Below are 21,143 nucleotides of genomic sequence, written 5' to 3' on the forward strand. Positions count from 1 at the left end.
GGCCCGCCAGCGCGGCGACACCCGCGGCTAACCCTCACCCGGACGAGGTTACAATTACGGTTTTCGTGACTCCCCGTCACGTCCCCCGACGTGCCACCTGCGCCGCCCCGCCCGCCGCTTCCGCTTTCGCGAGACGCCCGGCCCCGGGCCTTCGCGCGCGGCGAGCCACACGTCACCACCCTGACATGCAGAGATTTACATGAGCCTCCAATGCGGCATCGTCGGCTTGCCTAACGTCGGCAAGTCCACCCTCTTCAACGCGCTGACCAAGGCGGGCATCGCGGCCGAGAACTATCCGTTCTGCACGATCGAGCCCAACGTCGGCGTGGTAGAAGTGCCGGATCAGCGCCTGAAGGCGCTCGCCGAAATCGTCAAGCCCGAGCGCGTCGTGCCGGCCGTGGTCGAATTCGTCGACATCGCGGGTCTGGTCGCGGGCGCGAGCAAGGGCGAAGGCCTCGGCAACCAGTTCCTCGCGAACATCCGCGAAACCGATGCGATCACGCACGTCGTGCGCTGCTTCGAAGATGAAAACGTGATCCACGTGGCGGGCAAGATCGATCCGCTCGCCGACATCGAAGTCATCAACACCGAACTGGCGCTCGCCGACCTCGCCACCGTCGAGAAGGCGCTCACGCGCTACTCGAAGGCCGCGAAATCGGGCAACGACAAGGAAGCCGCGAAGCTCGTGGCCGTGCTCGAAAAGGTGCGCGCGCAACTCGATCAGGCAAAGCCCGTGCGCGGGCTCGCACTGAGCGACGACGAGCAGGCGCTGATCAAGCCCTTCTGCCTCATCACCGCGAAGAAGACCATGTACGTCGCGAACGTGAAGGAAGACGGGTTCGAGAACAACCCGCATCTGGAAGCCGTGCGCAAGTACGCCGAAGGCGAGAATTCGCCGGTCGTGGCCGTGTGCGCCGCGATCGAAGCGGAAATCGCCGACCTCGAAGACGAAGACAAGATCGCGTTCCTCGCCGATATGGGCATGGAAGAGCCGGGCCTCGACCGCGTGATCCGCGCGGGCTTCAAGCTGCTCGGCCTGCAGACCTACTTTACGGCGGGCGTGAAGGAAGTGCGCGCGTGGACGATCCATGTCGGCGATACGGCCCCGCAAGCCGCGGGCGTGATCCACACCGACTTCGAGCGCGGCTTCATCCGCGCGCAGACCATCGCGTTCGACGACTACGTCCAGTACAAGGGCGAAACCGGCGCGAAGGAAGCCGGCAAGATGCGCGCCGAAGGCAAGGAATATGTCGTGCACGACGGCGACGTAATGAACTTCCTGTTCAACGTATAAGCGACACCTTTTTCTACCCGTTTCCAAAAGACACTCTCATGGCCCAATACGTCTTCACCATGAACCGGGTCGGCAAGATCGTGCCGCCCAAGCGCCAGATCCTGAAGGACATCTCGCTGTCGTTCTTCCCCGGCGCCAAGATCGGTCTGCTCGGCCTGAACGGCTCGGGCAAGTCCACGCTCATCAAGATCATGGCCGGCGTCGACAAGGACATCGAAGGCGAAGCCACGCCGATGCCCAACCTGAACATCGGCTACCTGCCGCAGGAACCGCAGCTCGATCCGGAAAAGACCGTGCGCGAAGCGGTCGAGGAAGGTCTGGGCGACGTGTTCAACGCGCAGAAGAAGCTCGACGAGATCTATGCCGCCTACGCCGAACCGGACGCCGACTTCGACGCGCTGGCCGCCGAGCAGGCGAAGTACGAAGCGATCCTCGCGACGACCGACGGCAGCGCGGAACAGCAGATCGAAATCGCCGCCGACGCGCTGCGCCTGCCGGCCTGGGACGCGAAGATCGGCAACCTCTCGGGCGGTGAAAAGCGCCGCGTCGCGCTGTGCAAGCTGCTGCTCGAAAAGCCCGACATGCTGCTGCTCGACGAGCCGACCAACCACCTCGACGCCGAATCGGTCGAGTGGCTCGAACAGTTCCTCACGCGCTTCCCGGGCACCGTGGTCGCCGTGACCCACGACCGCTACTTCCTCGACAACGCCGCCGAGTGGATTCTCGAACTCGACCGCGGCCACGGCATTCCCTGGAAGGGCAACTACTCCAGCTGGCTCGACCAGAAGGAAGAGCGCCTGAAGCAGGAAGAAGCGTCGGAATCGGCGCGCCAGAAGGCGATCAAGAAGGAGCTGGAGTGGGTGCGCCAGAACCCGAAGGGCCGCCAGGCGAAGTCGAAGGCGCGTATCGCGCGTTTCGAGGAACTGTCGAGCTCGGAATACCAGAAGCGCAACGAAACGCAGGAAATCTTCATTCCGGCGGGCGAGCGTCTGGGCAACGAAGTCATCGAGTTCAAGAACGTCAGCAAGTCTTATGGCGACCGTCTGCTCATCGACAACCTGAGCTTCAAGATTCCCGCGGGCGCGATCGTCGGCATCATCGGGCCGAACGGCGCCGGTAAATCGACGCTGTTCCGCATGCTCACGGGCAAGGAGCAGCCGGATTCGGGCGAAATCGTGCAAGGCCCGACCGTCAAGCTCGCCTACGTCGATCAGACCCGCGACGCGCTGGCCGCCAACAAGACCGTGTTCGAGGAAATCTCGGGCGGCGCGGACGTGCTCACGGTGGGCAAGTACGAAACGCCGTCGCGCGCGTACATCGGCCGCTTCAACTTCAAGGGCGGCGATCAGCAGAAGATCGTCGGCAACCTCTCGGGTGGTGAGCGCGGCCGTCTGCACCTGGCCAAGACGCTGATCTCGGGCGGCAACGTCCTGCTGCTCGACGAACCGTCGAACGATCTGGACGTCGAAACGCTGCGCGCGCTCGAAGACGCCCTGCTCGAATTCGCGGGCTCGGTGATGGTGATTTCGCACGATCGCTGGTTCCTCGACCGTATCGCCACGCACATCCTCGCGTTCGAAGGCGACTCGCAGGTCACGTTCTTCGACGGCAACTACCAGGAGTACGAGGCCGACAAGATCAAGCGCCTCGGTGAAGAAGCCGCACGTCCGAAGCGTCTGCGCTACAAGCCGATCAGCCGCTAAGCAGGCGCGATCGATAGCAAACAACGGCGGCCCGCGGGCCGCCGTTGTCGTTCTGGCAGGTTCAAGCACACACGGCATGGCGGTTGCTCGAAAGCCGCTACGCTTAGGCTCACTTGGGGCTTGATCATGCCCAGCTCCCGCGAGGAATTCCGTATGGCGACGCCGCTGCGCAACCGTGTTGTCCTTATCGTGGCGATCGTCGTCGCGCTGCTCGTGCTCGCGGCGCTGGGCACGCTCTACGCGCTGCAGCGCGAGGCAAAGGCGTACGTGGAGCGCGCGCTCGCGCCCGTCGGCACGGCCGCGAGCGTGAACGTGGCGTTCAATCTCTCATCCGTCGAGCTCACCGACGTGCGCCTGAAGCCGCCCCCGAACTGGCCGACTGCCGACACGCTGCGCGCCGCCCGCATCACCATCACGCCCGACTTGCGCGCGCTGATCTCGCACCGCGTGCATATTCGCGACGTCACGGTGAGCGATTTCACGATGACGGTGCTGCGCCGGGAAAGCGGTTCGATCCTGATCCTGCCGAATCTGCGCGAAGCGATGGCGCAAAGCGCCACGCCCTCGAACGGCGCGCAGGGCGAAAGCAGCCTGCCGCAGCAAAAGGTCATCGACCATATCGGCTTCGAGAACGGCACATTCGACTTCTACGACCGTTCGGTGAGCAATCCGCCGTGGCGCGTCACCGTGAACCGCGCGCAGGCGAGCGTCGACAATGTCCAGTTGCCGGCGCTTACGGAGCCCACCCGCGTTTCGGTCGTGGGCAATGTCGTCGGCCCGGCGCACACAGGACGCGTCACTTTCGACGGCTGGATGCAAATCGCGAACAAGGACTCGCAACTCCGCACGACGCTGCGTGGCGTGGATGTGCGCACGATCGATCCCTATCTGCTTAAAAAGGCCGGCGCGAAGGCCAATGTGACGGGCGGTACACTCGACCTCGATCTCAACTCGACCGTGCGCGGCTATCACCTGCACGCGCCGGGCATCGTCACGCTGCACAACCTGCAACTCTCGGATAGCGGCGACGCGGTGGACACCTTCCTGTCGATCCCGACGCGCGCCGCCGTGGCCGCATTGAAGGCACACAAGGGGGAAATCACGCTGCATTTCGTGCTCGACGGCAACCTGCGCGACCCTAAATTCAAGCTGAACGAAAACCTGATGACGGAGTTGCGCGCAGGGTTTGCGCAGGCGCTCGGGGTGAGCGCGGAAGGGGTGGCGAAGGGCGCCGGGCAAACCGCAAAGGGTATCGCTGACGCGCTGCGCAGTCTGCTGCAGCCGGTGCCGGCGCCCGCTTCGAAATAGCGCGGGACGCCGGCTTTAGCCTGCCTGGATGAGCTGCTTAGACCGGCAAGCCGAGTTCGCGCAGCTTCGCGTCGGTGGTGGCGTTGCTCGTATGGTGCACGCCGTGCCAGCCGAGCGCCGTGGCCGCCGCGGCGTTGTGCGCGTTGTCGTCGATGAAAACGAGTTCCTCGGGCTTCACGCCCGGCAACTGTGCCTCGATGCGGCGGAACATCTCGTGGAAGATCGCCGGATCGGGCTTCACGAGCTTCACGTGGCCCGATACGACGATATCGCGGCAGCGCCGCAGGATGCCAAAACGCTCCCACGCCCACGGAAACGTCTCGGCCGACCAGTTCGTGAGACCGAAGATCGGCATGCCCGCAGCCTCGAGGCGCTCGAACGTCGCGACGCCGCCGGCGAGCAAGCCGCCGATCATCTCGTGCCAGCGCTCGTAGAACGCGCGAATGAGCGCTTCATGCTCGGGAAACGCCGCGACCAGTTCCTCCGTGCCCACGGCAATGGGCTCGCCGCCGTCCTGGCGGACCACCCAGTCCATCTTGCAGACGTGCGTGAGAAACCAGCGGCGCTCGTCGTCGTTGGGAATCAGCTTGCGATAGAGATACTCGGGACTCCAGTCCACGAGCACCCCGCCGAAATCGAACACCACGGCCTTGATCGTCATGCGCTTCTCGCTCCACTTGATCGTTATCCGATCGTTATCCGATCGTTATCTGATCGTTGTCGGGATGACAGGGAAATCAGATCGGCTGCGTGCGCTTTTCGAGCCACGCGAGCGCATCGCCGCTCACGTGCGGCGCCACGCGCACGCGCACCGTCTGGTGATACGCATTGAGCCACTCGCGCTCGTCCGCACGCAGGAGCGCGAGATCGATGCATCGCGTGTCGATCGGGCAGAGCGTAAGCGTCTCGAAGCTCAGGAACTCGCCGAACCCGGTAGTTTCGGCGCGCTGGTTGAGCACGAGATTCTCGATACGCACGCCCCATTTGCCCGGCCGGTAGATGCCCGGCTCGACCGAGGTGATCATGCCTTCTTCCATCGCGGTCCAGGGCTCGGCCGGCGCGTAGTGCGAAATGACCTGCGGACCTTCGTGCACGTTCAGGAAGTAGCCCACGCCGTGGCCCGTGCCGTGGCCGTAGTCCGCGCCCGCTTCCCAGATCGGCGCGCGCGCAATCGCGTCGAGCATCGGCGAACGAATGCCGCGCGGGAACTTCGCGCGCGAGAGCGCCATCATGCCCTTGAGCACGAGCGTGAAATCGCGCTTTTGCTCCGCACTCGGCGAGCCCACGGGCACGACGCGCGTGATGTCGGTGGTGCCGTCGAGGTACTGGCCCCCCGAGTCGATGAGCAGCAGGCCATCGCCTTCGATCACGCTGTGCGACTCGGGCGTGGCGCGATAGTGCGGCATCGCGCCGTTCGCGTTGAAGCCCGCAATGGTCGCGAACGAGAGCGACTTGAAGCCCGCGCGGCGCGCACGCGCGGCGGAAAGCTTTTCGTCGATGGTCAGCTCGGTGATTCGCTCGTGGCCAAGCGCCGCCTCGAACCACGCGAAGAACTCGGCAAGCGCCGCACCGTCGTGCTCCATGGTCGCGCGCACGTGGTCGGCTTCGGCGGCGGTCTTGCGCGACTTGAAGAACGTGCTCGGATTGACCGATTCCACGAGCTTCACCGCCGACGACACCGCCTGCAGCAAGCCATACGTCACGCGGCGCGGATCGACGAGCAGCGCGGCCTTCGCGGGCAGCGCCGCGAGCGCGGCGGCGGCTTCGGCATACGGCGCGACGCGCACCTTGTCTTTCGCGAGCGACTGCACGAGCGCCTCGCTCACCTTGCCGTCGGCGACGAAGAGCGTCGCGTCGTCCGGCCCGATCAGCGCGTGCGCGACGAACACCGGGTTGTAGTTCACGTCCGCGCCGCGCAGGTTGAAGAGCCAGGCGAGGTCGTCGAGCGTCGAGATGAAGTGCCACTGCGCGCCCTTCTCCTGCATCGCGCGGCGCACCTGATCGAGCTTGCCGGCGCGGCTCGTGTCGGCGTGCGGCGCGACGTGCTCGTACACGGGCTCGAGCGGCAGCGACGGGCGGCCTTGCCAGACATCGTCGAGCAGATCGAGGTCCGTGCGCAGCGCGACGTCACGCGCGTTGAGTGCCTCGGCCAGCGCGCGCGCCGAGGCGACCCCGAGCACCGCGCCATCGACGGCGACCGCGCCGCCCGCACTCACGTTCTGCGCGAGCCAGTCGATGTGGGGCGCGCTCTGCTGGCCGCCCATCATCTTCATGAGCTCGATGCCGGTGCCGGCCAGTTGCTGCTCGGCCTGCACCCAGTAGCGGCTGTCCACCCAGACGCCCGCGAAGTCCTTCGTCACCACGAGCGTGCCCACCGAGCCGGTGAAGCCCGACAGCCACTCGCGCCCCTGCCAGCGGCGCGGCAGGTATTCGGACAGATGGGGATCGGCGGAGGGCACGAGGGCGGCATCGACGCCCGCGCGCGTCATCGCGGCGCGCAGGGCGGCAATGCGTTCGGGAATCGAGGAGGTTTCGGGGAGTCGGGCGTTCATGTTTTCACCTGCGAAGAATTCGAAGCGGAAGATGGGAATCTAGCCAAAGGCGGCGCGTTTGAGGACCGGCTGCGCGCGACTAGCTGCGCCGGGCGCGCAATGCTACGCACACGCCCACGAAAACGAGCGCGAGCGCCGTGCAAAGCGGCCACTGGAGCAATTCGCCATCGTAGAAAAGGCCGGTCGCACTGCCCGCCGCGTTCGCGAGCGCCGCGCCGAGCGCGCCGGCCACAGCCGCCAGCGCGAGTCCGTGACGTGCGGCGCGGCGCAAGGGATGGAGCCACCACCCCGCACAGCCCACCGCCAGACCAAGAATAACGATACCGGGCCAGCCCATTAAGGACTTGTCCTATAGGTTTTCGGATAAGTCCGATAGGACCGCCGAAGCACGAGAGCTAGCATTTATAGCCTGATTAGACTCTATTGAAACTGGAAAACGGTCGGCTCGGCGCGTCCCGCGTAGCGGTTGAGTGTAGGGGGCGGGATTGCGCAAGGCAAGCGCGTCCGGGCCGCCCTAGCCGCACTCTCTCGTATGCGAATCGCCCTCGTCGAACCGGACACCCGTCAGGCCGAAACCCTCATCCGCCTGCTCATTGCGGGCGGGCACGCGTGCCACCACTTCCCGCTTGGCGCACAACTCTTCGAAACTCTCGAACAGGAAACCTTCGATCTGCTGATCACAGCATGGTGGTGCGGCGACGCCGGCGCAGACGACCTCATCCCCCAGGCGCGCAAGCTGCTGCCGGGTTTGCCCGCGATCGCGCTGATGCTCGCGCCGCATGAAAGCGAAATCGTCGCGAGTTTGCAGGCCGGCGCGGATGACTGCATCGCCAAGCCGGTGCGCGGCCCTGAAATGCTCGCGCGCATCGACGCGCTCCTGCGCCGCGCCGGCGTGCGCCGGCCGCGCAACCGCGCCCGCCACGGCTTTGGCGACTATCTTTTCGATTCCGGGCGCTACGAGGTGTCGTTTCGGGGTCACACCGTCACGCTCACGCCCAAGGAATACCGTTTCGCGCTGCTGCTCTTCACCAATGCATCGCGCCCCGTTTCGCGGGCGCGCATTCTCGAAACCGTCTGGAATCTGAACCGCGACGTTCGGTCGCGCACGCTCGACACGCACGCCTCCCGACTGCGCAGCAAATTGCAGCTCGGGCCCGAGCACGGCTGGCGTTTGACCACTTTGTACGGCTATGGCTACCAGCTCGAAAGGCTCCCCCTATCACCTACCGGAGTGTCGAACTCTGTCGGCGCGAATGTCGGAAGCGAGGAAAAGTTATAATATCCGCCTAAATCTCGCCCCCATTGTATGCAGCTTCTAACGATCGGAATCAATCACCACACCGCGCCCGTCGCCTTGCGCGAACGCGTGGCGTTTCCGCTCGAACAGATCAAGCCCGCACTCGCCCTGTTCAAGGAAGCGTGGTCCGGGAAGCGTTCGCTGAGCGCGCCGGAAGCCGCCATTCTCTCCACCTGCAACCGCACCGAGCTCTACTGCGCGACCGACGCGCACGGCTCGCGCGACCAGGCCGTGAGCTGGCTCTCCCAGTACCATGGCATCCGCGAAGAGGAACTTGCGCCGCACGTCTATACGCTGCCGCAGTCCGAAGCGGTACGTCATGCATTCCGGGTGGCTTCGGGGCTCGATTCGATGGTGCTGGGCGAGACGCAGATCGTCGGCCAGATGAAGACCGCGGTACGCACCGCGACCGAGGCCGGCGCGCTCGGCACCTATTTGAACCAGTTGTTCCAGCGCACCTTCGCCGTGGCGAAGGAAGTGCGCAGCACGACCGAAATCGGCGCGCAGTCGGTGTCGATGGCCGCCGCCGCCGTACGCCTCGCGCAGCGTATCTTCGACAAGATCGCCAACCAGCGCGTGCTCTTCATCGGCGCGGGCGAGATGATCGAGCTGTGCGCCGCGCACTTCGCCGCGCAGCAGCCGCGCGAACTCGTGATCGCAAACCGTACCGCCGAGCGCGGGCGCTATGTTGCGGAGCGCTTCGGCGGCCGTTCCATTCCGCTCTCCGATCTGCCAGCACGCATGCACGAGTTCGACATCATCGTCTCGTGCACGGCGTCCACGCTGCCCATCATCGGACTCGGCGCAGTGGAGCGTGCCGTGAAGGCGCGCCGTCACCGCCCCATTTTCATGGTCGACCTCGCGGTGCCCCGCGACATCGAGCCCGAAGTCGCCCAGCTCGAAGACGTCTTCCTCTATACCGTCGACGATCTCGGCACGATCGTGCGCGAAGGCAATGCCTCGCGCCAGGCTGCTGTCGCGCAGGCCGAGACCATCATCGAGTCGCGCGTGGCGAACTTCATGCAGTGGCTCGACTCGCGCAGCATCGTGCCGGTCATCCGCCACATGCACACCCAGGCCGACGCGCTGCGTCGCGCCGAGCTCGAACGCGCCCGCAAGATGCTTGCGCGCGGCGACGATCCGTCGGCCGTGCTCGAAGCGCTGTCGCAGGCGCTCACCAACAAGCTGATCCACGGTCCGACGCACGCGCTCAACACGTCGAGCGGCGATCAGCGCGATTCGCTCATCGAGCTGATGGGCGGCTTTTACCGCCACGGCCAGCCGGCCCGGACAGACGACGTCCCGCAGCCCGCGGCGGAGGTCGGCGCCTCGCCGCGCTCCGCCGGCTCTTCTGATTCGTCCAATTCGTCCGATTCCTCCGGTAGTTCGGACCGTTAGCGACGTTCGCGGTCGGGCGCGCGCCATGCGTGCCCTGCACGACCGGGCCGCGCGCCCGCCTCTTCTCTCTCGCAGTCCTATCCGGAGCCCGCTCCGCACCGCCCGATGAAAACGAGCATGCAATCGAAGCTCGACCAGCTGACTACGCGCCTGGCCGAGCTGAACGACCTGTTGAGCCGTCCCGACGTGACCTCGAACCGCGATCAGTACCGCAAGCTCACACGCGAGCACTCGGAACTGGGGCCCGTGGTCGAACACTACGGACAGTGGCGTCAGGCCAAAGACGACGAGGCCGCGGCGAAGGATCTGCTCTCCGACGCCTCGATGCGCGACTTCGCCGAAGAAGAGGTGAAAGCGTCGCGCGAGCGCATGGCGCAACTCCAGCACGAATTGCAGATGATGCTGCTGCCGAAGGACCCCAACGACGACCGCAACGTGTTCCTCGAAATCCGCGCGGGCACGGGCGGCGACGAGTCGGCCCTGTTCGCGGGCGACCTGCTGCGCATGTACCTGCGCTACGCGGAGCGCAACCGCTGGCAGATCGAGATGATGTCGGCGAGCGAGTCGGATCTGGGCGGCTACAAGGAAGTGATCGTGCGCATTGCGGGCGAGGCGGCGTACTCGAAGCTCAAGTTCGAGTCGGGCGGCCACCGCGTGCAACGCGTGCCCGCCACCGAAACGCAGGGCCGCATCCACACGTCGGCCTGTACGGTCGCGGTGATGCCGGAAGCCGACGAAATCGGCGAAGTCGAGATCAATCCCGCCGACCTGCGCATCGACACCTTCCGTGCCTCGGGCGCGGGCGGCCAGCACATCAACAAGACCGATTCGGCCGTGCGCGTGACGCACCTTCCGACCGGCATCGTCGTGGAGTGCCAGGACGACCGCTCGCAGCACAAGAACAAGGACCGCGCGCTCAAGGTCCTCGCCGCGCGCATCAAGGACAAGCAGTACCAGGAGCAGCACGCCAAGGAAGCGGCGACGCGCAAGAGCCTCGTAGGCTCGGGCGACCGCTCGGAGCGCATCCGCACCTACAACTTCCCGCAGGGGCGGCTCACCGATCACCGCATCAATCTCACGCTCTATCGCCTCGAAGCGATCATGGACGGCGACCTCGACGAACTGATCGGCGCGCTCGTCTCCGAGCATCAGGCAGAGCAGCTCGCGTCGCTCGGCGACGCGGATTGAGCGCGCAAGAGACATGAGCGAAGCCGTTACCGCCGAGGCGTTGCTGCGCGCCACGCCGCTGCCCGCGCTAGAAGCGCGCATTCTGCTGATGCACGTACTCGGCTGGCGCCGCACGGAACTCATCACGCGCGGCGATCAGGCGCTCGACGCGGCCCGCGTGGACGCGTACAGCGCGCTAGAAGCGCGCCGCGTACAAGGCGAGCCGATCGCGCAGCTCGTGGGGGCGCGCGAGTTCTACGGCCTCGACTTCGACGTAACGCCCGACGTGCTGATTCCGCGCCCCGATACCGAGCTGCTCGTGGAAACGGCGCTCGCGGCGCTCGAAGGCATTGCTCTGCCGCGCGTGCTCGACCTCGGCACCGGCAGCGGCGCGATTGCCGTGGCGCTCGCCTCGTCACGCCCCGATGCGCGTGTCTGGGCCGTCGATCGTTCGGCGGCCGCGCTCGAGGTGGCGGCGCGCAACGCCGCGAAGCTACTCGACGCCCAGCGTCCCGGCGGCCCGCTCGCGTTCGTGCCGGGCAGCTGGTACGACACGCTCGATGCGGCACTGCGATTCGACGCGATCGTGAGCAATCCACCGTATATCGCGAGCGGCGATCCCCATCTGGAACGAGGCGACCTGCGCTTCGAGCCGCGCGGCGCGCTCACCGACGAAGCCGACGGCCTCACCGCCCTGCGCGCGATCGTCGCGGGCGCACCTGCCCGGCTCGCGCCGGGCGGCGTGCTCTGGATGGAGCACGGCTACGACCAGGCGGCCGCCGTTCGGGCGTTGCTGGAAGACGCCGGTTTCAAGGACGTGCGCTCCGAGCGCGATCTGGCCGGCATCGAGCGCATCAGCGGGGGCCGTCTACCGTAGCCGCCCGACCAGGCACGCTCCCGGCGACGCCGGGCTTGTACGGGCGAAATCCGCTATCATTTCATCCTGCATTCCAACGTATTCAGCATCAATTCAATCGCAAGGTCAGTCATGGACACCCAACAACGCATCAAGCAGATCGTCGACGAAAACGCCGTCGTCCTCTTCATGAAGGGCAACGCGCAGTTCCCGATGTGCGGCTTCTCCGGTCGCGCGGTGCAGATCCTGAAAGCCTGCGGCGTCGATCAGTTCAAGACCGTCAACGTGCTCGAGGACGACGAAGTCCGCCAGGGCATCAAGGAATTCTCGAACTGGCCGACCATCCCGCAACTCTACGTGAAGGGTGAGTTCATCGGCGGCTCGGACATCATGATGGAGATGTACCAGAACGGCGAGCTGCAGCAGCTTTTCGCCGCGGCGTAAGCGCCAGACACGGGGCGGCATCGGGCGCACGACGTTGCGCCTGTTCCGTCCCGAGCGCCCGGTGTGCAACGCCGGCACTTTTTCACGAGGCGCCTTCGCCTCGAACCCGCTTCGCCTTCGCTTCGACTCCCGCCTGACGTGAATACCGCCGCCCCTGCCTCGTCCGCTATCGCACAACTGCCGCAACGCCGGCTGATCGTCGCGATCACGGGGGCCACGGGCGCGATCTACGGCGTGCGCACGCTCGACATGCTGCGACGGCTCGGCGGCGTCGAAACGCATCTGCTCGTTTCGGCGGCAGGCTGGCTCAACATCCAGCACGAACTGCAACTCAGCAAGGACGATCTGCACGCACGCGCCGATGTCGTGCATTCCGTGCGCGACGTCGGCGCGACCATCGCGTCGGGCTCGTTCGCGACCGACGGCATGATCGTCGCGCCCTGCTCGATGAAGACGCTCGCGAGCGTCGCCCACGGTCTCTCAGACAACCTGATCGCGCGCGCCGCCGACGTCACGCTGAAGGAACGCCGCCGTCTCGTGCTGCTCGTGCGCGAAACGCCGTTCAACCTCGCGCATCTGCGCAACATGACGGCCGTGACCGAAATGGGCGGCGTGATCTTCCCGCCGTTGCCGGCCTTCTACAACCAGCCGGCTTCGATCGACGAGATGATCGATCACACGGTCGCGCGCGTGCTCGATCTGTTCGCACTCGGGCCCGCGCTCTCGCCCGCCTGGCCGGGGCTGCGCGGCACCGACGAATAAGTGCCGGGCGCACATTTGCGCAGTGCGCCGATTATCAATACCGGCGACACAATCAATTCCCTTTCCCCCGGTTTAATTCGCGACGGTACGGTCTTATATTGATCGCAATACGATACTTTCGGACCGCCTTGGCGCGGTCAACCCGCGATCATGACCACCCGCACGCCTACCCTCTTCCTCTCGCACGGCGCTCCTACGCTGCCGATCGACCCGTCGCTGCCTTCTGGCGGCTTCACCGTGCTATCGGAGCATTTGCCGCGTCCGCAGTCGGTGCTCATGCTCTCGGCCCATTGGGGCACGATGCGCCCCGTGGTCAGCACCGCCACGCAGCCTGAGACGATCCACGACTTCTACGGCTTTCCGCGCGCGCTCTACGAGATCCAGTACCCGGCGCCCGGAGCGCCCGAGATGGCGCAGCGCGCAGCGGCGCTGCTGCGCGATCAAGGCGTGCCTGTCGACGAGGAAGCGCACGGCCTCGACCATGGCGCGTGGGTGCCCATGCTGCTGATGTTCCCCGACGCGAACGTGCCCGTCGCCCAGCTTTCGATTCAGCCGCGCGCCGACGCCGCCCATCACTTCTCGCTTGGCCGTGCGCTGCGCTCGCTGCGCGACGAAGGCGTGATGGTGATCGGCTCGGGCCAGATCACCCACAACCTGCGCGAGGCGGACTTCTCGGCGCGGCCGGAAGACGCCGATCCGCGCGTGGCCGAGTTCACGCAATGGTTCGAAAATCACCTCGCCGCGCGCGACATCGACGCGTTGCTCGATTACCGCCAGCGCGCCCCGCACGCGGTGCTCATGCACCCGACCGACGAGCACCTGCTGCCCGTCTTCGCGGCACTTGGCGCCGCCGACGACGACTACACGCTCGGCGTGCAGTCGCTTGGCACATACCAGCGCGCGCTCGCGATGACGAACTACGTATTCGGCAGCGCCGCCGTGCAATAAGGCCGCCGCGAGCCGCCACGCCGGCTCCGCTTGCGCTCCAAAAGCAAAAAAGCCCGCCTGAATCGCTTCAGGCGGGCTTTTTGTATTGCGCGACGTTTAGATGATGCTTAGTGCGCGCCGATGCCCTCGAGGACTTCGTCGTGCTCCTGGCGTTCCGCGAGGTACGGCGAGCGATAGCCCGAATTCACGCCCCAGTAATAGAACACGAGCGAGACCAGCGCGACGACCAGCATGTCCCAGCCGTACGGAAGCAGACCGGCGCCGCCGAACTGCTTGCTGCCGACGAGCGAGAGCAGCGCCATGATCGGCAGGTACGCGCACAGCCACCATGCGGCCTTCAGATCCTGGCCCCAGCCGTCAAAACCCTGCTTGCTCTGGAAGTAGAAGTACACCGGCAGCGCGACGACCATCAGCAGAATGATTTCGCCGGTCAGCGGCCACTTCGCCCAGTACAGGATCATCGATGCGCAGACGAATGCGAACGGCGCGATCACTTTCATGAACGGCACGGAGAGCGGGCGCTCGATGTCCGTGGCGGCGCGCTTGAGCGCCATCAGGCTGATCGGACCCGTGAGGTACGAAATCACCGTTGCCACCGAGATCACCGCCGCGAGCGAACTCCAGCCGCGGAAGAAGAACATGAAGATGAACGACACGAGCAGGTTGAACCACATCGCGTTGCGCGGCACGCCGTAGAACGGGTGCACGTTGCCGAACATCTTCGGCATCGTGTTGTTGCGCTCCATCGCGTAGATCATGCGCGAGGTCGTCGCCATGTAGGTCGTACCGGTGCCGCTCGGGCTCACGAACGCGTCGACGTAGAGCAGGATCGCGAGCCAGTTCAGGTTCAGCGCGATCGCGAGTTCCGCGAACGGCGACTTGAAGTTGAACGTGTTCCAGCCCTTCGCGACGTCGGCCGGATTGACCGCGCCGATATAGGCGACCTGCAGCAGCACGTAGATCACGAGCGCGCAGAGAATCGAGCCGATCACTGCGAACGGCACGCTCTTCGCCGGATTGCGCGCTTCACCCGCGAGGTTGATCGGGCTCTGGAAGCCGTTGAACGCGAACACGATGCCGCTCGTGGCAACCGCCGTGAACACCGCCGACCAGCCATACGGGGCGAACGAGGTCGTCTGGCCGAAGTTTTCCTGGTGAAAGCTTCCCGCCATCAGGCCGATGATCGTCAGACCCGGGATGATGAACTTGAAGATCGTGATCGCGCTGTTGGCACGCGCGAACAGTTTCACGCCCCAATAGTTGAGCATGAAGTAGATGATCACGAGAATCGCGGAGAGCCCGAGCCCTGAATGCGTCAACGACCCGTCGACGAAGAGCGCGTGCGCCCAGGCATAGGGCCAGGTGCTCATGTACTGGATCGAGGCTTCGGCTTCGATCGGGATCACCGAGACAATGGCGATCCAGTTCGCCCACGCGCTGATGAAGCCCACCAGTGCGCCGTGCGAGTAGCGGGCGTAGCGGACCATACCGCCCGACTCCGGGAACATCGCACCGAGTTCGGCGTAGGTGAGCGCGATGGCCAGAATGACCACGGCGCCGATGATCCAGGCGCAAACCGCCGCCGGACCTGCAATTTTCGCCGCCTTCCACGCGCCGAACAGCCAGCCCGAACCGATGATCGACCCGAGGCCGGTGAACATCAGCGCGAACGGGCCGATGTTCCGTTGAATAGAACTTTTCACGTCTTCTCCTGTTTCGAGAGCAGCTCGACACCGCGTTTATCCCGTCTGTTGTGCGGGCGGGTTTGCTGCGGTTGTCGTACCTCCGCACAAAAGATTGCGCCTGTAGGCGCAACTTCTGCGCGGCGCGTAGTTTAACCGGTTGCACCATGGAAGGGCGTCGAAAACGACGGCCTAATACAAAAAAGTCATTTGCTTATCAAGCTTTGTAAGGGTTCGTTTCGACCCTGTGGCAAAAAAATACGAACTTTCCCGGGGACCTAGTTGACCTTCCTGCCATTTAGCCGTATAAAGTTCGGGCAGGATTTCAAGCGGCGAGTGTGAATTGGTCTTTCGTAGTTCGCCCATCAACGGTACTCCGGCTGGTCCCATACCCCTTCCTTGATTTTCGTGCACCTCTCGGGCTTCGGCCTTCATTCATTTTTAGGAAAGTAATATGGAAACCGGTACCGTCAAGTGGTTCAATGACGCTAAGGGCTTTGGCTTTATCACTCCGGACGGCGGCGGCGAAGACCTGTTCGCGCACTTCTCGGAAATCAAGGTTGACGGCTTCAAGACGCTGCAAGAGAACCAAAAGGTTCAATTCGAAGTGCGCACGGGCCCGAAGGGCAAGCAAGCTGCCAACATCAAGCCGGTCTAAGTACTGCGCTCATCGGTCTGCTACGGCTTTAGGATCTGAACGCAACTTCTGCGCAGTTCCTCGCTAGCAAGCTTACCGAAAAACCCCATGCTTCTTCCGGAAGGTGGGGTTTTTTCTTGCCTGGCGCTCTAGCGCGAGGTTTAGGCGCCTGGTGCGTTTAGCCGAAAAGGCGCTGCGCGTGAATGCCGAGACCCGTCGCCACGCTGGCGAGACGATCGCCGAACACGGCCTGTGACTGCGGAAACGCCTCGGCCAGCGCCTGCGTCAGGAACGCGAGGCCGGTCGAGCCGCCCGTGAAGTAAAGCGCACTCACCTGAGCCGGCGCGACCCCCGCTGCCTGCACCGTTTCGCGCGCGGCTTGCACGATACGCCGCGTCTCCTCGCGCCCCGCCTCGACGAGTTGCGTGTCGCCGAACGCCAGACGCAAGTCTGCCTCTACAGCCTCGAGGTCGATCATCGTCTCCCCGCCGGCCGAAACGCCGATCTTCGCCTCCTCCGCGCGCGCCGTGAGCGCGTGACCCAGACGTTCGTCGACCACCCGCATCAGCCGGTCGTGATGGCGCGTATCGGTGTACAGGTGGCGCATGAGCTTCAGCTCGGTCGCCCGCCTCGGTGTGTAGATCGTGTTGATGAGATGCCACGTCGCCAGATCGAAATAGATGCGGTTCGGCACCTCGCGGCCTTCGGGGTCGAGCGACTGGTAGCCCAGTTCGCGCAGGATGGTCGCGAGTTCGACGCGGCGGTCGAAGTCGGTGCCCGCCACGTGCACGCCGTGGTGCGCGAGTACGTCGTCTTTGCGTTCGAGCCGCGTCATGCGATCGGGCCCCACGCGCACGAGCGAGAAGTCCGACGTGCCGCCGCCAATGTCGGCGACGAGCACGAGCCCCTCTTGCGCGAGACGCGACTCGTAGTCGAACGCCGCCGCGATCGGCTCGTACTGGAACTCGATCTCGCGAAAGCCCACCCGGCGCGCCGCGGCTTCGAGCTGGTCCTGGGCGAGCTGATCGGCGCGCGGGTCTTCATCGACGAAGAACACCGGACGGCCGAGCACCGCGCGCGAGATCGGCGTGCCCGAGCAACGTTCGGCGCTGCGTTTCAGGTGCTCCAGAAAGATCGTGATGATCTCGGTATAGCGCATCGCGCTGCCGTCGCCGAGGTCGGTCGTGCTCTCGGCGAGCGGCGAGCCGAGGATGCTTTTCATCGAGCGCATCAGCCGGCCGTCGAAGCCGTCGATATAGGACGCGAGCGCCGCACGGCCGAATTCGCGCGTGTGTTCGTCGACGTTGAAGAACACCGCCGTGGGCAACGTGGTGTGTGCGCCTTCCACGGGCGCGAGGCGCATTGCGCCGTCGGCCGCTGCCGGGAGCGCCACCGCCGAATTGGAGGTTCCGAAGTCAATCGCGCAGAAGCTGGTCATGGCAAGAGCGCGCCGCAGCGAATGCGCGCGCAAGAGAGGAAAGGTCGGGGGGATCGGCTTTGTAGCACGAAAGCGCCGCGCGGGGCAACCGCGGGCCCACGATGCGACCCCGCAAGAAAAAACGCGCGGGCCATGCCGCGCGTTTTCGCTAAAGCTCGCAACCTCTCATAAGCGCGGGGTTTCTCCCGGCTCAGCCCTTGAACGGCTGCTTCCAGGCGTTCGCGTAGGCGATGTCGCCCATCGCCGAGCGCGTACGTTCCGCCTTTTCACGGTCGCGCAGGACAGGCTCCAGCTTCTCGGCTTCGCCGTAGTGGCCGATCGAAATGATCGAGAGCGGCTCCACGTCGTTGGGCAGCGCGAATTCCGTGCGGAACGCCTGCACGTCGAAACCGCTCATCTGGTGCGCCGCGAGACCCAGCGCATGCGCCTGGAGCACGAGCGACATGGCTGCGGCGCCCGCATCGTATTGCGCCGTGCGATTGACTTCGCCCTTCGCGTTGAGCGTGTGTGCCGTCACCGCGATCAGCACCGACGCCGGCGCGTTCCACTGCTGGTTGAACGGCACGAGCGTCGCGAATGCGCGCTTGAACGCGACTTCGTCGGCGCTGCGGTCGAACACGATAAAGCGCCACGGCTGCAGGTTGTAGCCCGAGGGCGCCCAGCGCGCCGCCTCGATCACCGCGTGCAGCGCCTCGCGGCTCACCGGCTCGCTCGAATAGGCGCGCGGGCTCCAGCGGCCGGCGATGAGTTCGTGAATGGGCACGGCTGTCGGTGCGGGTTTGTGCTTCGTCATGCCTTGTGTGTCCTTGGGGTGACGGGCGGCTTGCCCGGGGGTCATTAGAATAACCGCAGCGCGTGAAATCCGCTCAAACGCAACAGGCGACGCTGATGCGTCGCCTGTCGGCGTGCGCCGAAGCGCGAACCGGCGCTGCAAAGTCGCTATCGCCGCGTCAGGCCGTTTGCACGCCCACGGCGCGCGGCCCGCGGTTGATGCGCAGCACGAGGAACGACGCCACGAGGCACAGGCCGCCCGAAATCATCGACGCCACCGTATAGGTGCCGAGGCTCGAGCGCAGCAGCCCTGCGCCGAACGCCGCGAACGCCGCGCCGAGCTGATGGCCCGCCACGACCCAGCCGAACACGATCGGCGCGCGCTCCTTGCCGAACACATCGGTGGCGAGCCGCACGGTCGGCGGCACCGTCGCGATCCAGTCGAGGCCGTAGAACACCGCGAAGATCGGCAGCCCGAAGAAGTCGATGCCGAACGCGTGCGGCAAATAGATCAGCGAAAGTCCGCGCAGCCCGTAGTACCAGAACAGCAGCAAGCGGCTATTGAAACGGTCCGAGAGCCAGCCCGAGAGCGTCGTGCCGAACAGGTCGAAAATACCCATCGTCGCGAGCAGCGATGCACCCTGCACTTCGGTCATGCCGTAGTCGCCGCACATGGCGATGAGGTGCGTGCCCACGTAGCCGTTCGTGCTGGCGCCGCAGATGAAGAAGCTGAAGAACAGCAGCCAGAAGTCGCGCGTGCGGCTCGCCGAGAAGAGCGCGTCGAACGCGATCTTCAGCGGATTCTGATGCGGCGCGGGCGGCGCGACGGGGGTGCTCTCGTCCTCGCCGAACGGGCGCAGATTCACGCTCGCGGGCCGCTCGGGCAGCAGGAACAGCACGAGCGGCAGCACCGCGGCGGCGGCCACCGCGACCACGAGCACCACCGACTGCCAGCCGTGCTTCTCCACGATCGCCGCGAGGAGCGGCAGGAACACGAGCTGGCCCGTGGCCGAACTCGCGGTGAGGATGCCCATGGCCAGCCCGCGGTGCGAGTGGAACCAGCGCGTCACGACGGTCGCCGAGAGCGAGAGCGCCGCGACGCCGGTGGCGCCGCCCACCATCACGCCCCAGATCAGGATCATCTGCCACGGATGCGTCATTAGCGCGGAAAGCGCCACGCCCGCTGCCATGGTGCCGAGCGCCGCGAGCAGCGTGGGACGCACGCCGAAGCGCTGCATGGCCGCCGCCGCAAACGGGCCCATGAGGCCGTAGAGCGCGATATTCACCGAGATGGCGAGCGAGATCGTCGCCCGGCTCCAGCCGAACTGATGCTCGAGCGGCACCATCATCACGCTGGGCGTCGCACGCGTGCCGGCCGCCGCCAGCAGCACCAGAAACACCACCGCCACGACGAGCCATCCGTAGTGGAAACGTCCGCCTATTCGCCTCGCTGCCCAGTCCATTGGTGCTCCTGTCGCGGCGCGCCGGATTCGACATGCCGATGTTTTCGTTGGCATGACCGCTCGCCGCGACGTTCGCCATCGCTTTGATTGTTACCGATCGGTCACAAGTGTGTTGCGATACTAGTTACCGCTCGGTAACATGTCAAGCAATCACCCTGATCGCGAGATGCCCTCATGAAACACGAAGGCCACGAGGAAGCCGCTAGCGCCGCTGCCCGCACGCCCCGCCCCCGCGCGCAGACGGCTGGTGCACGCGCGCACGAGCACCTGTTGCGCGCCGCCGATGAGCTGTTCTATCGCGAAGGCGTGCGCGCGGTCGGCATCGAGGCCGTAGTCGAGCGCGCCGGCGTCAACAAGATGAGCCTGTACCGGCAGTTTTCGTCGAAGGACGATCTTGTCGTCGCCTACCTGCAGCGCTGCGACGTGCGCTTTTTCGAGCGCTTCGACGAAAGTCTCGCGAAGCATCCGGGTGAACCGGCAAAGCAGTTGGTGCAGTATTTCGAGGACCTCGCGCGCCGCGCCTCGGTGCCGGATTATCGCGGCTGCCCGTTCGTCAATGTCGCGACCGAATTTCCCGACGCCACCCACCCCGCGCGGCGCAGCGTCGACAACAACAAGACGCGGCTCATGGCGCGGCTCACCGCGCTCGCACAGGAAGCCGGAGCCAAAGACCCGGTCGCGCTCGCCGAGGAACTCGCGCTGCTCGTCGAAGGCATCTATGCCGCAAGCCAGACTTACGGCCCCGGGTGCGGCGCGATTCTCGCTGCGCCGCGCATGGCAAAGCTGTTGATCGAGGCGGCATGTCCCGGGCGCTAGCCGCCCGTAAAATGTCACGATGAACGAAACCGCTGCTCTGTCCCCCGACCACGCCGCCATTCTCGAAGCGACCCGCCACTGGCTCACGCGCGCCGTGATCGGGCTGAACCTCTGCCCATTTGCGAAAAGCGTGCACGTGAAGAACCAGATTCGCTACGTGATCAGCGACGCGACCGATCTGGAAGGTGTCCTCACCGATCTCGAACGCGAGTTGCAAACGCTGGCCCAGGCCGATGCCACCGAGATCGACACGACGCTCCTGATCCTGCCCCACACGCTTGCCGACTTCGCCGATTTCAATGACGCGACCTGGTTTGCCGAGCGCCTCGTGCAGCAGTTGCGGCTCGAAGGTACGCTTCAGGTCGCGAGCTTTCACCCGCAATTCCAGTTCGAGGGCGCCGAGCCCGACGACATCGAGAACTACACGAACCGCGCGCCTTACCCCATCCTGCATCTGCTGCGGGAAGCGAGCATCGAACGCGCAGTCGAGGCATTCCCCGACGCCGCCGACATCTACGAACGCAACCAGGAAACGCTGCGCAAGCTCGGCTTCGCAGGTTGGCAAGACTGGATGAGCAAGGGCGACTGACGCCGCGCTGCCCGCAGG

Annotated in this window: 19 protein-coding genes and 1 pseudogene; 13 read left to right on the forward strand and 7 right to left on the reverse strand. The window is 65.3% G+C overall.

The genetic code is table 11. The features are described from left to right. Positions 1-199: 199 nt before the first annotated feature. The 3 genes from ychF (at position 200) to AB3X98_RS36445 (ending at position 4,305) form a co-directional block, all read left to right on the forward strand. On the forward strand, positions 200-1,294 hold the full coding sequence (gene ychF, locus AB3X98_RS36435; RefSeq protein WP_368606805.1) for a redox-regulated ATPase YchF: 1,095 nt from the start codon (positions 200-202) through the stop codon (positions 1,292-1,294). Positions 1,295-1,332: 38 nt separating this feature from the next. Next, positions 1,333-2,997: an energy-dependent translational throttle protein EttA gene (ettA, locus tag AB3X98_RS36440; protein WP_368606804.1), complete on the forward strand. Its 1,665-nt coding sequence runs from the start codon at positions 1,333-1,335 to the stop codon at positions 2,995-2,997. A 153-nt stretch (positions 2,998-3,150) separates the two neighbouring features. Continuing rightward, the gene (locus AB3X98_RS36445; RefSeq protein WP_069269179.1) at positions 3,151-4,305 is read left to right on the forward strand and encodes a DUF748 domain-containing protein; all 1,155 of its coding nucleotides are present in this window, start codon (positions 3,151-3,153) and stop codon (positions 4,303-4,305) included. Positions 4,306-4,342: 37 nt separating this feature from the next. On the opposite strand, the gene AB3X98_RS36450 is transcribed toward AB3X98_RS36445, so the two are convergent. The 3 genes from AB3X98_RS36450 to AB3X98_RS36460 all read right to left on the reverse strand — a co-directional run bounded on the left by AB3X98_RS36450 (position 4,343) and on the right by AB3X98_RS36460 (position 7,194). Next, entirely contained in the window at positions 4,343-4,966 is a 624-nt protein-coding gene (locus tag AB3X98_RS36450) for an HAD family hydrolase (RefSeq protein ID WP_069269180.1), read from the reverse strand. Between the two features lie 76 nt (positions 4,967-5,042). Next, on the reverse strand, positions 5,043-6,857 hold the full coding sequence (locus AB3X98_RS36455) for an aminopeptidase P family protein (RefSeq protein WP_069269181.1): 1,815 nt from the start codon (positions 6,855-6,857) through the stop codon (positions 5,043-5,045). A gap of 79 nt (positions 6,858-6,936) precedes the next feature. Beyond that, positions 6,937-7,194, reverse strand: coding sequence for a hypothetical protein (locus tag AB3X98_RS36460; protein ID WP_069269182.1), 258 nt, complete (start codon positions 7,192-7,194; stop codon positions 6,937-6,939). Positions 7,195-7,389: 195 nt separating this feature from the next. Between AB3X98_RS36460 and AB3X98_RS36465 the strand changes: the two genes are divergently transcribed. From AB3X98_RS36465 to AB3X98_RS36495, 7 genes and pseudogenes are all read left to right on the forward strand, one after another. Further along, complete coding sequence (locus AB3X98_RS36465; protein WP_368606803.1) at positions 7,390-8,136, forward strand: response regulator transcription factor; 747 nt, start codon at positions 7,390-7,392, stop codon at positions 8,134-8,136. Positions 8,137-8,163: 27 nt separating this feature from the next. Then, positions 8,164-9,429: pseudogene (gene hemA, locus AB3X98_RS36470) on the forward strand (glutamyl-tRNA reductase); the annotation flags it as partial. Between the two features lie 228 nt (positions 9,430-9,657). After that, on the forward strand, positions 9,658-10,740 hold the full coding sequence (gene prfA, locus AB3X98_RS36475) for a peptide chain release factor 1 (protein ID WP_069269184.1): 1,083 nt from the start codon (positions 9,658-9,660) through the stop codon (positions 10,738-10,740). Between the two features lie 13 nt (positions 10,741-10,753). After that, positions 10,754-11,596, forward strand: a complete 843-nt coding sequence (prmC, locus tag AB3X98_RS36480; protein WP_368606802.1) for a peptide chain release factor N(5)-glutamine methyltransferase — start codon at positions 10,754-10,756, stop codon at positions 11,594-11,596. Positions 11,597-11,707: 111 nt separating this feature from the next. Further along, the gene (grxD, locus tag AB3X98_RS36485) at positions 11,708-12,019 is read left to right on the forward strand and encodes a Grx4 family monothiol glutaredoxin (RefSeq protein WP_028214777.1); all 312 of its coding nucleotides are present in this window, start codon (positions 11,708-11,710) and stop codon (positions 12,017-12,019) included. A gap of 138 nt (positions 12,020-12,157) precedes the next feature. Continuing rightward, the gene (locus AB3X98_RS36490) at positions 12,158-12,781 is read left to right on the forward strand and encodes a UbiX family flavin prenyltransferase (protein WP_368606801.1); all 624 of its coding nucleotides are present in this window, start codon (positions 12,158-12,160) and stop codon (positions 12,779-12,781) included. A 150-nt stretch (positions 12,782-12,931) separates the two neighbouring features. After that, positions 12,932-13,729, forward strand: a complete 798-nt coding sequence (locus tag AB3X98_RS36495) for a class III extradiol ring-cleavage dioxygenase (RefSeq protein ID WP_342949865.1) — start codon at positions 12,932-12,934, stop codon at positions 13,727-13,729. A gap of 107 nt (positions 13,730-13,836) precedes the next feature. Here AB3X98_RS36495 and AB3X98_RS36500 read toward each other — a convergent pair whose 3' ends face one another. Then, the gene (locus AB3X98_RS36500) at positions 13,837-15,432 is read right to left on the reverse strand and encodes an APC family permease (RefSeq protein ID WP_342949864.1); all 1,596 of its coding nucleotides are present in this window, start codon (positions 15,430-15,432) and stop codon (positions 13,837-13,839) included. Positions 15,433-15,865: 433 nt separating this feature from the next. Between AB3X98_RS36500 and AB3X98_RS36505 the strand changes: the two genes are divergently transcribed. Further along, on the forward strand, positions 15,866-16,069 hold the full coding sequence (locus AB3X98_RS36505; protein WP_027797379.1) for a cold-shock protein: 204 nt from the start codon (positions 15,866-15,868) through the stop codon (positions 16,067-16,069). Between the two features lie 157 nt (positions 16,070-16,226). On the opposite strand, the gene AB3X98_RS36510 is transcribed toward AB3X98_RS36505, so the two are convergent. The 3 genes from AB3X98_RS36510 to AB3X98_RS36520 all read right to left on the reverse strand — a co-directional run bounded on the left by AB3X98_RS36510 (position 16,227) and on the right by AB3X98_RS36520 (position 19,720). Continuing rightward, positions 16,227-17,486 carry an Hsp70 family protein gene (locus AB3X98_RS36510; protein ID WP_368606654.1) on the reverse strand — a complete coding sequence of 420 codons (1,260 nt, stop codon included), beginning with the start codon at positions 17,484-17,486 and terminating at the stop codon, positions 16,227-16,229. Between the two features lie 190 nt (positions 17,487-17,676). Next, on the reverse strand, positions 17,677-18,279 hold the full coding sequence (locus AB3X98_RS36515; RefSeq protein WP_069268276.1) for a nitroreductase family protein: 603 nt from the start codon (positions 18,277-18,279) through the stop codon (positions 17,677-17,679). 157 nt (positions 18,280-18,436) lie between these two features. Beyond that, positions 18,437-19,720 (reverse strand): MFS transporter, encoded by a 1,284-nt coding sequence (locus AB3X98_RS36520; protein WP_069268275.1) that lies wholly within the window; start codon positions 19,718-19,720, stop codon positions 18,437-18,439. Positions 19,721-19,894: 174 nt separating this feature from the next. Between AB3X98_RS36520 and AB3X98_RS36525 the strand changes: the two genes are divergently transcribed. Both AB3X98_RS36525 and AB3X98_RS36530 read left to right on the forward strand, forming a co-directional pair. Further along, entirely contained in the window at positions 19,895-20,536 is a 642-nt protein-coding gene (locus AB3X98_RS36525) for a TetR/AcrR family transcriptional regulator (RefSeq protein WP_368606653.1), read from the forward strand. Between the two features lie 19 nt (positions 20,537-20,555). Next, positions 20,556-21,125: a DUF1415 domain-containing protein gene (locus AB3X98_RS36530; RefSeq protein ID WP_368606652.1), complete on the forward strand. Its 570-nt coding sequence runs from the start codon at positions 20,556-20,558 to the stop codon at positions 21,123-21,125. Positions 21,126-21,143: the final 18 nt, after the last annotated feature.

The sequence above is a fragment of the Paraburkholderia sp. BR14312 genome (assembly GCF_040948675.1).
Classification (GTDB): Bacteria; Pseudomonadota; Gammaproteobacteria; order Burkholderiales; family Burkholderiaceae; genus Paraburkholderia; species Paraburkholderia nodosa_A.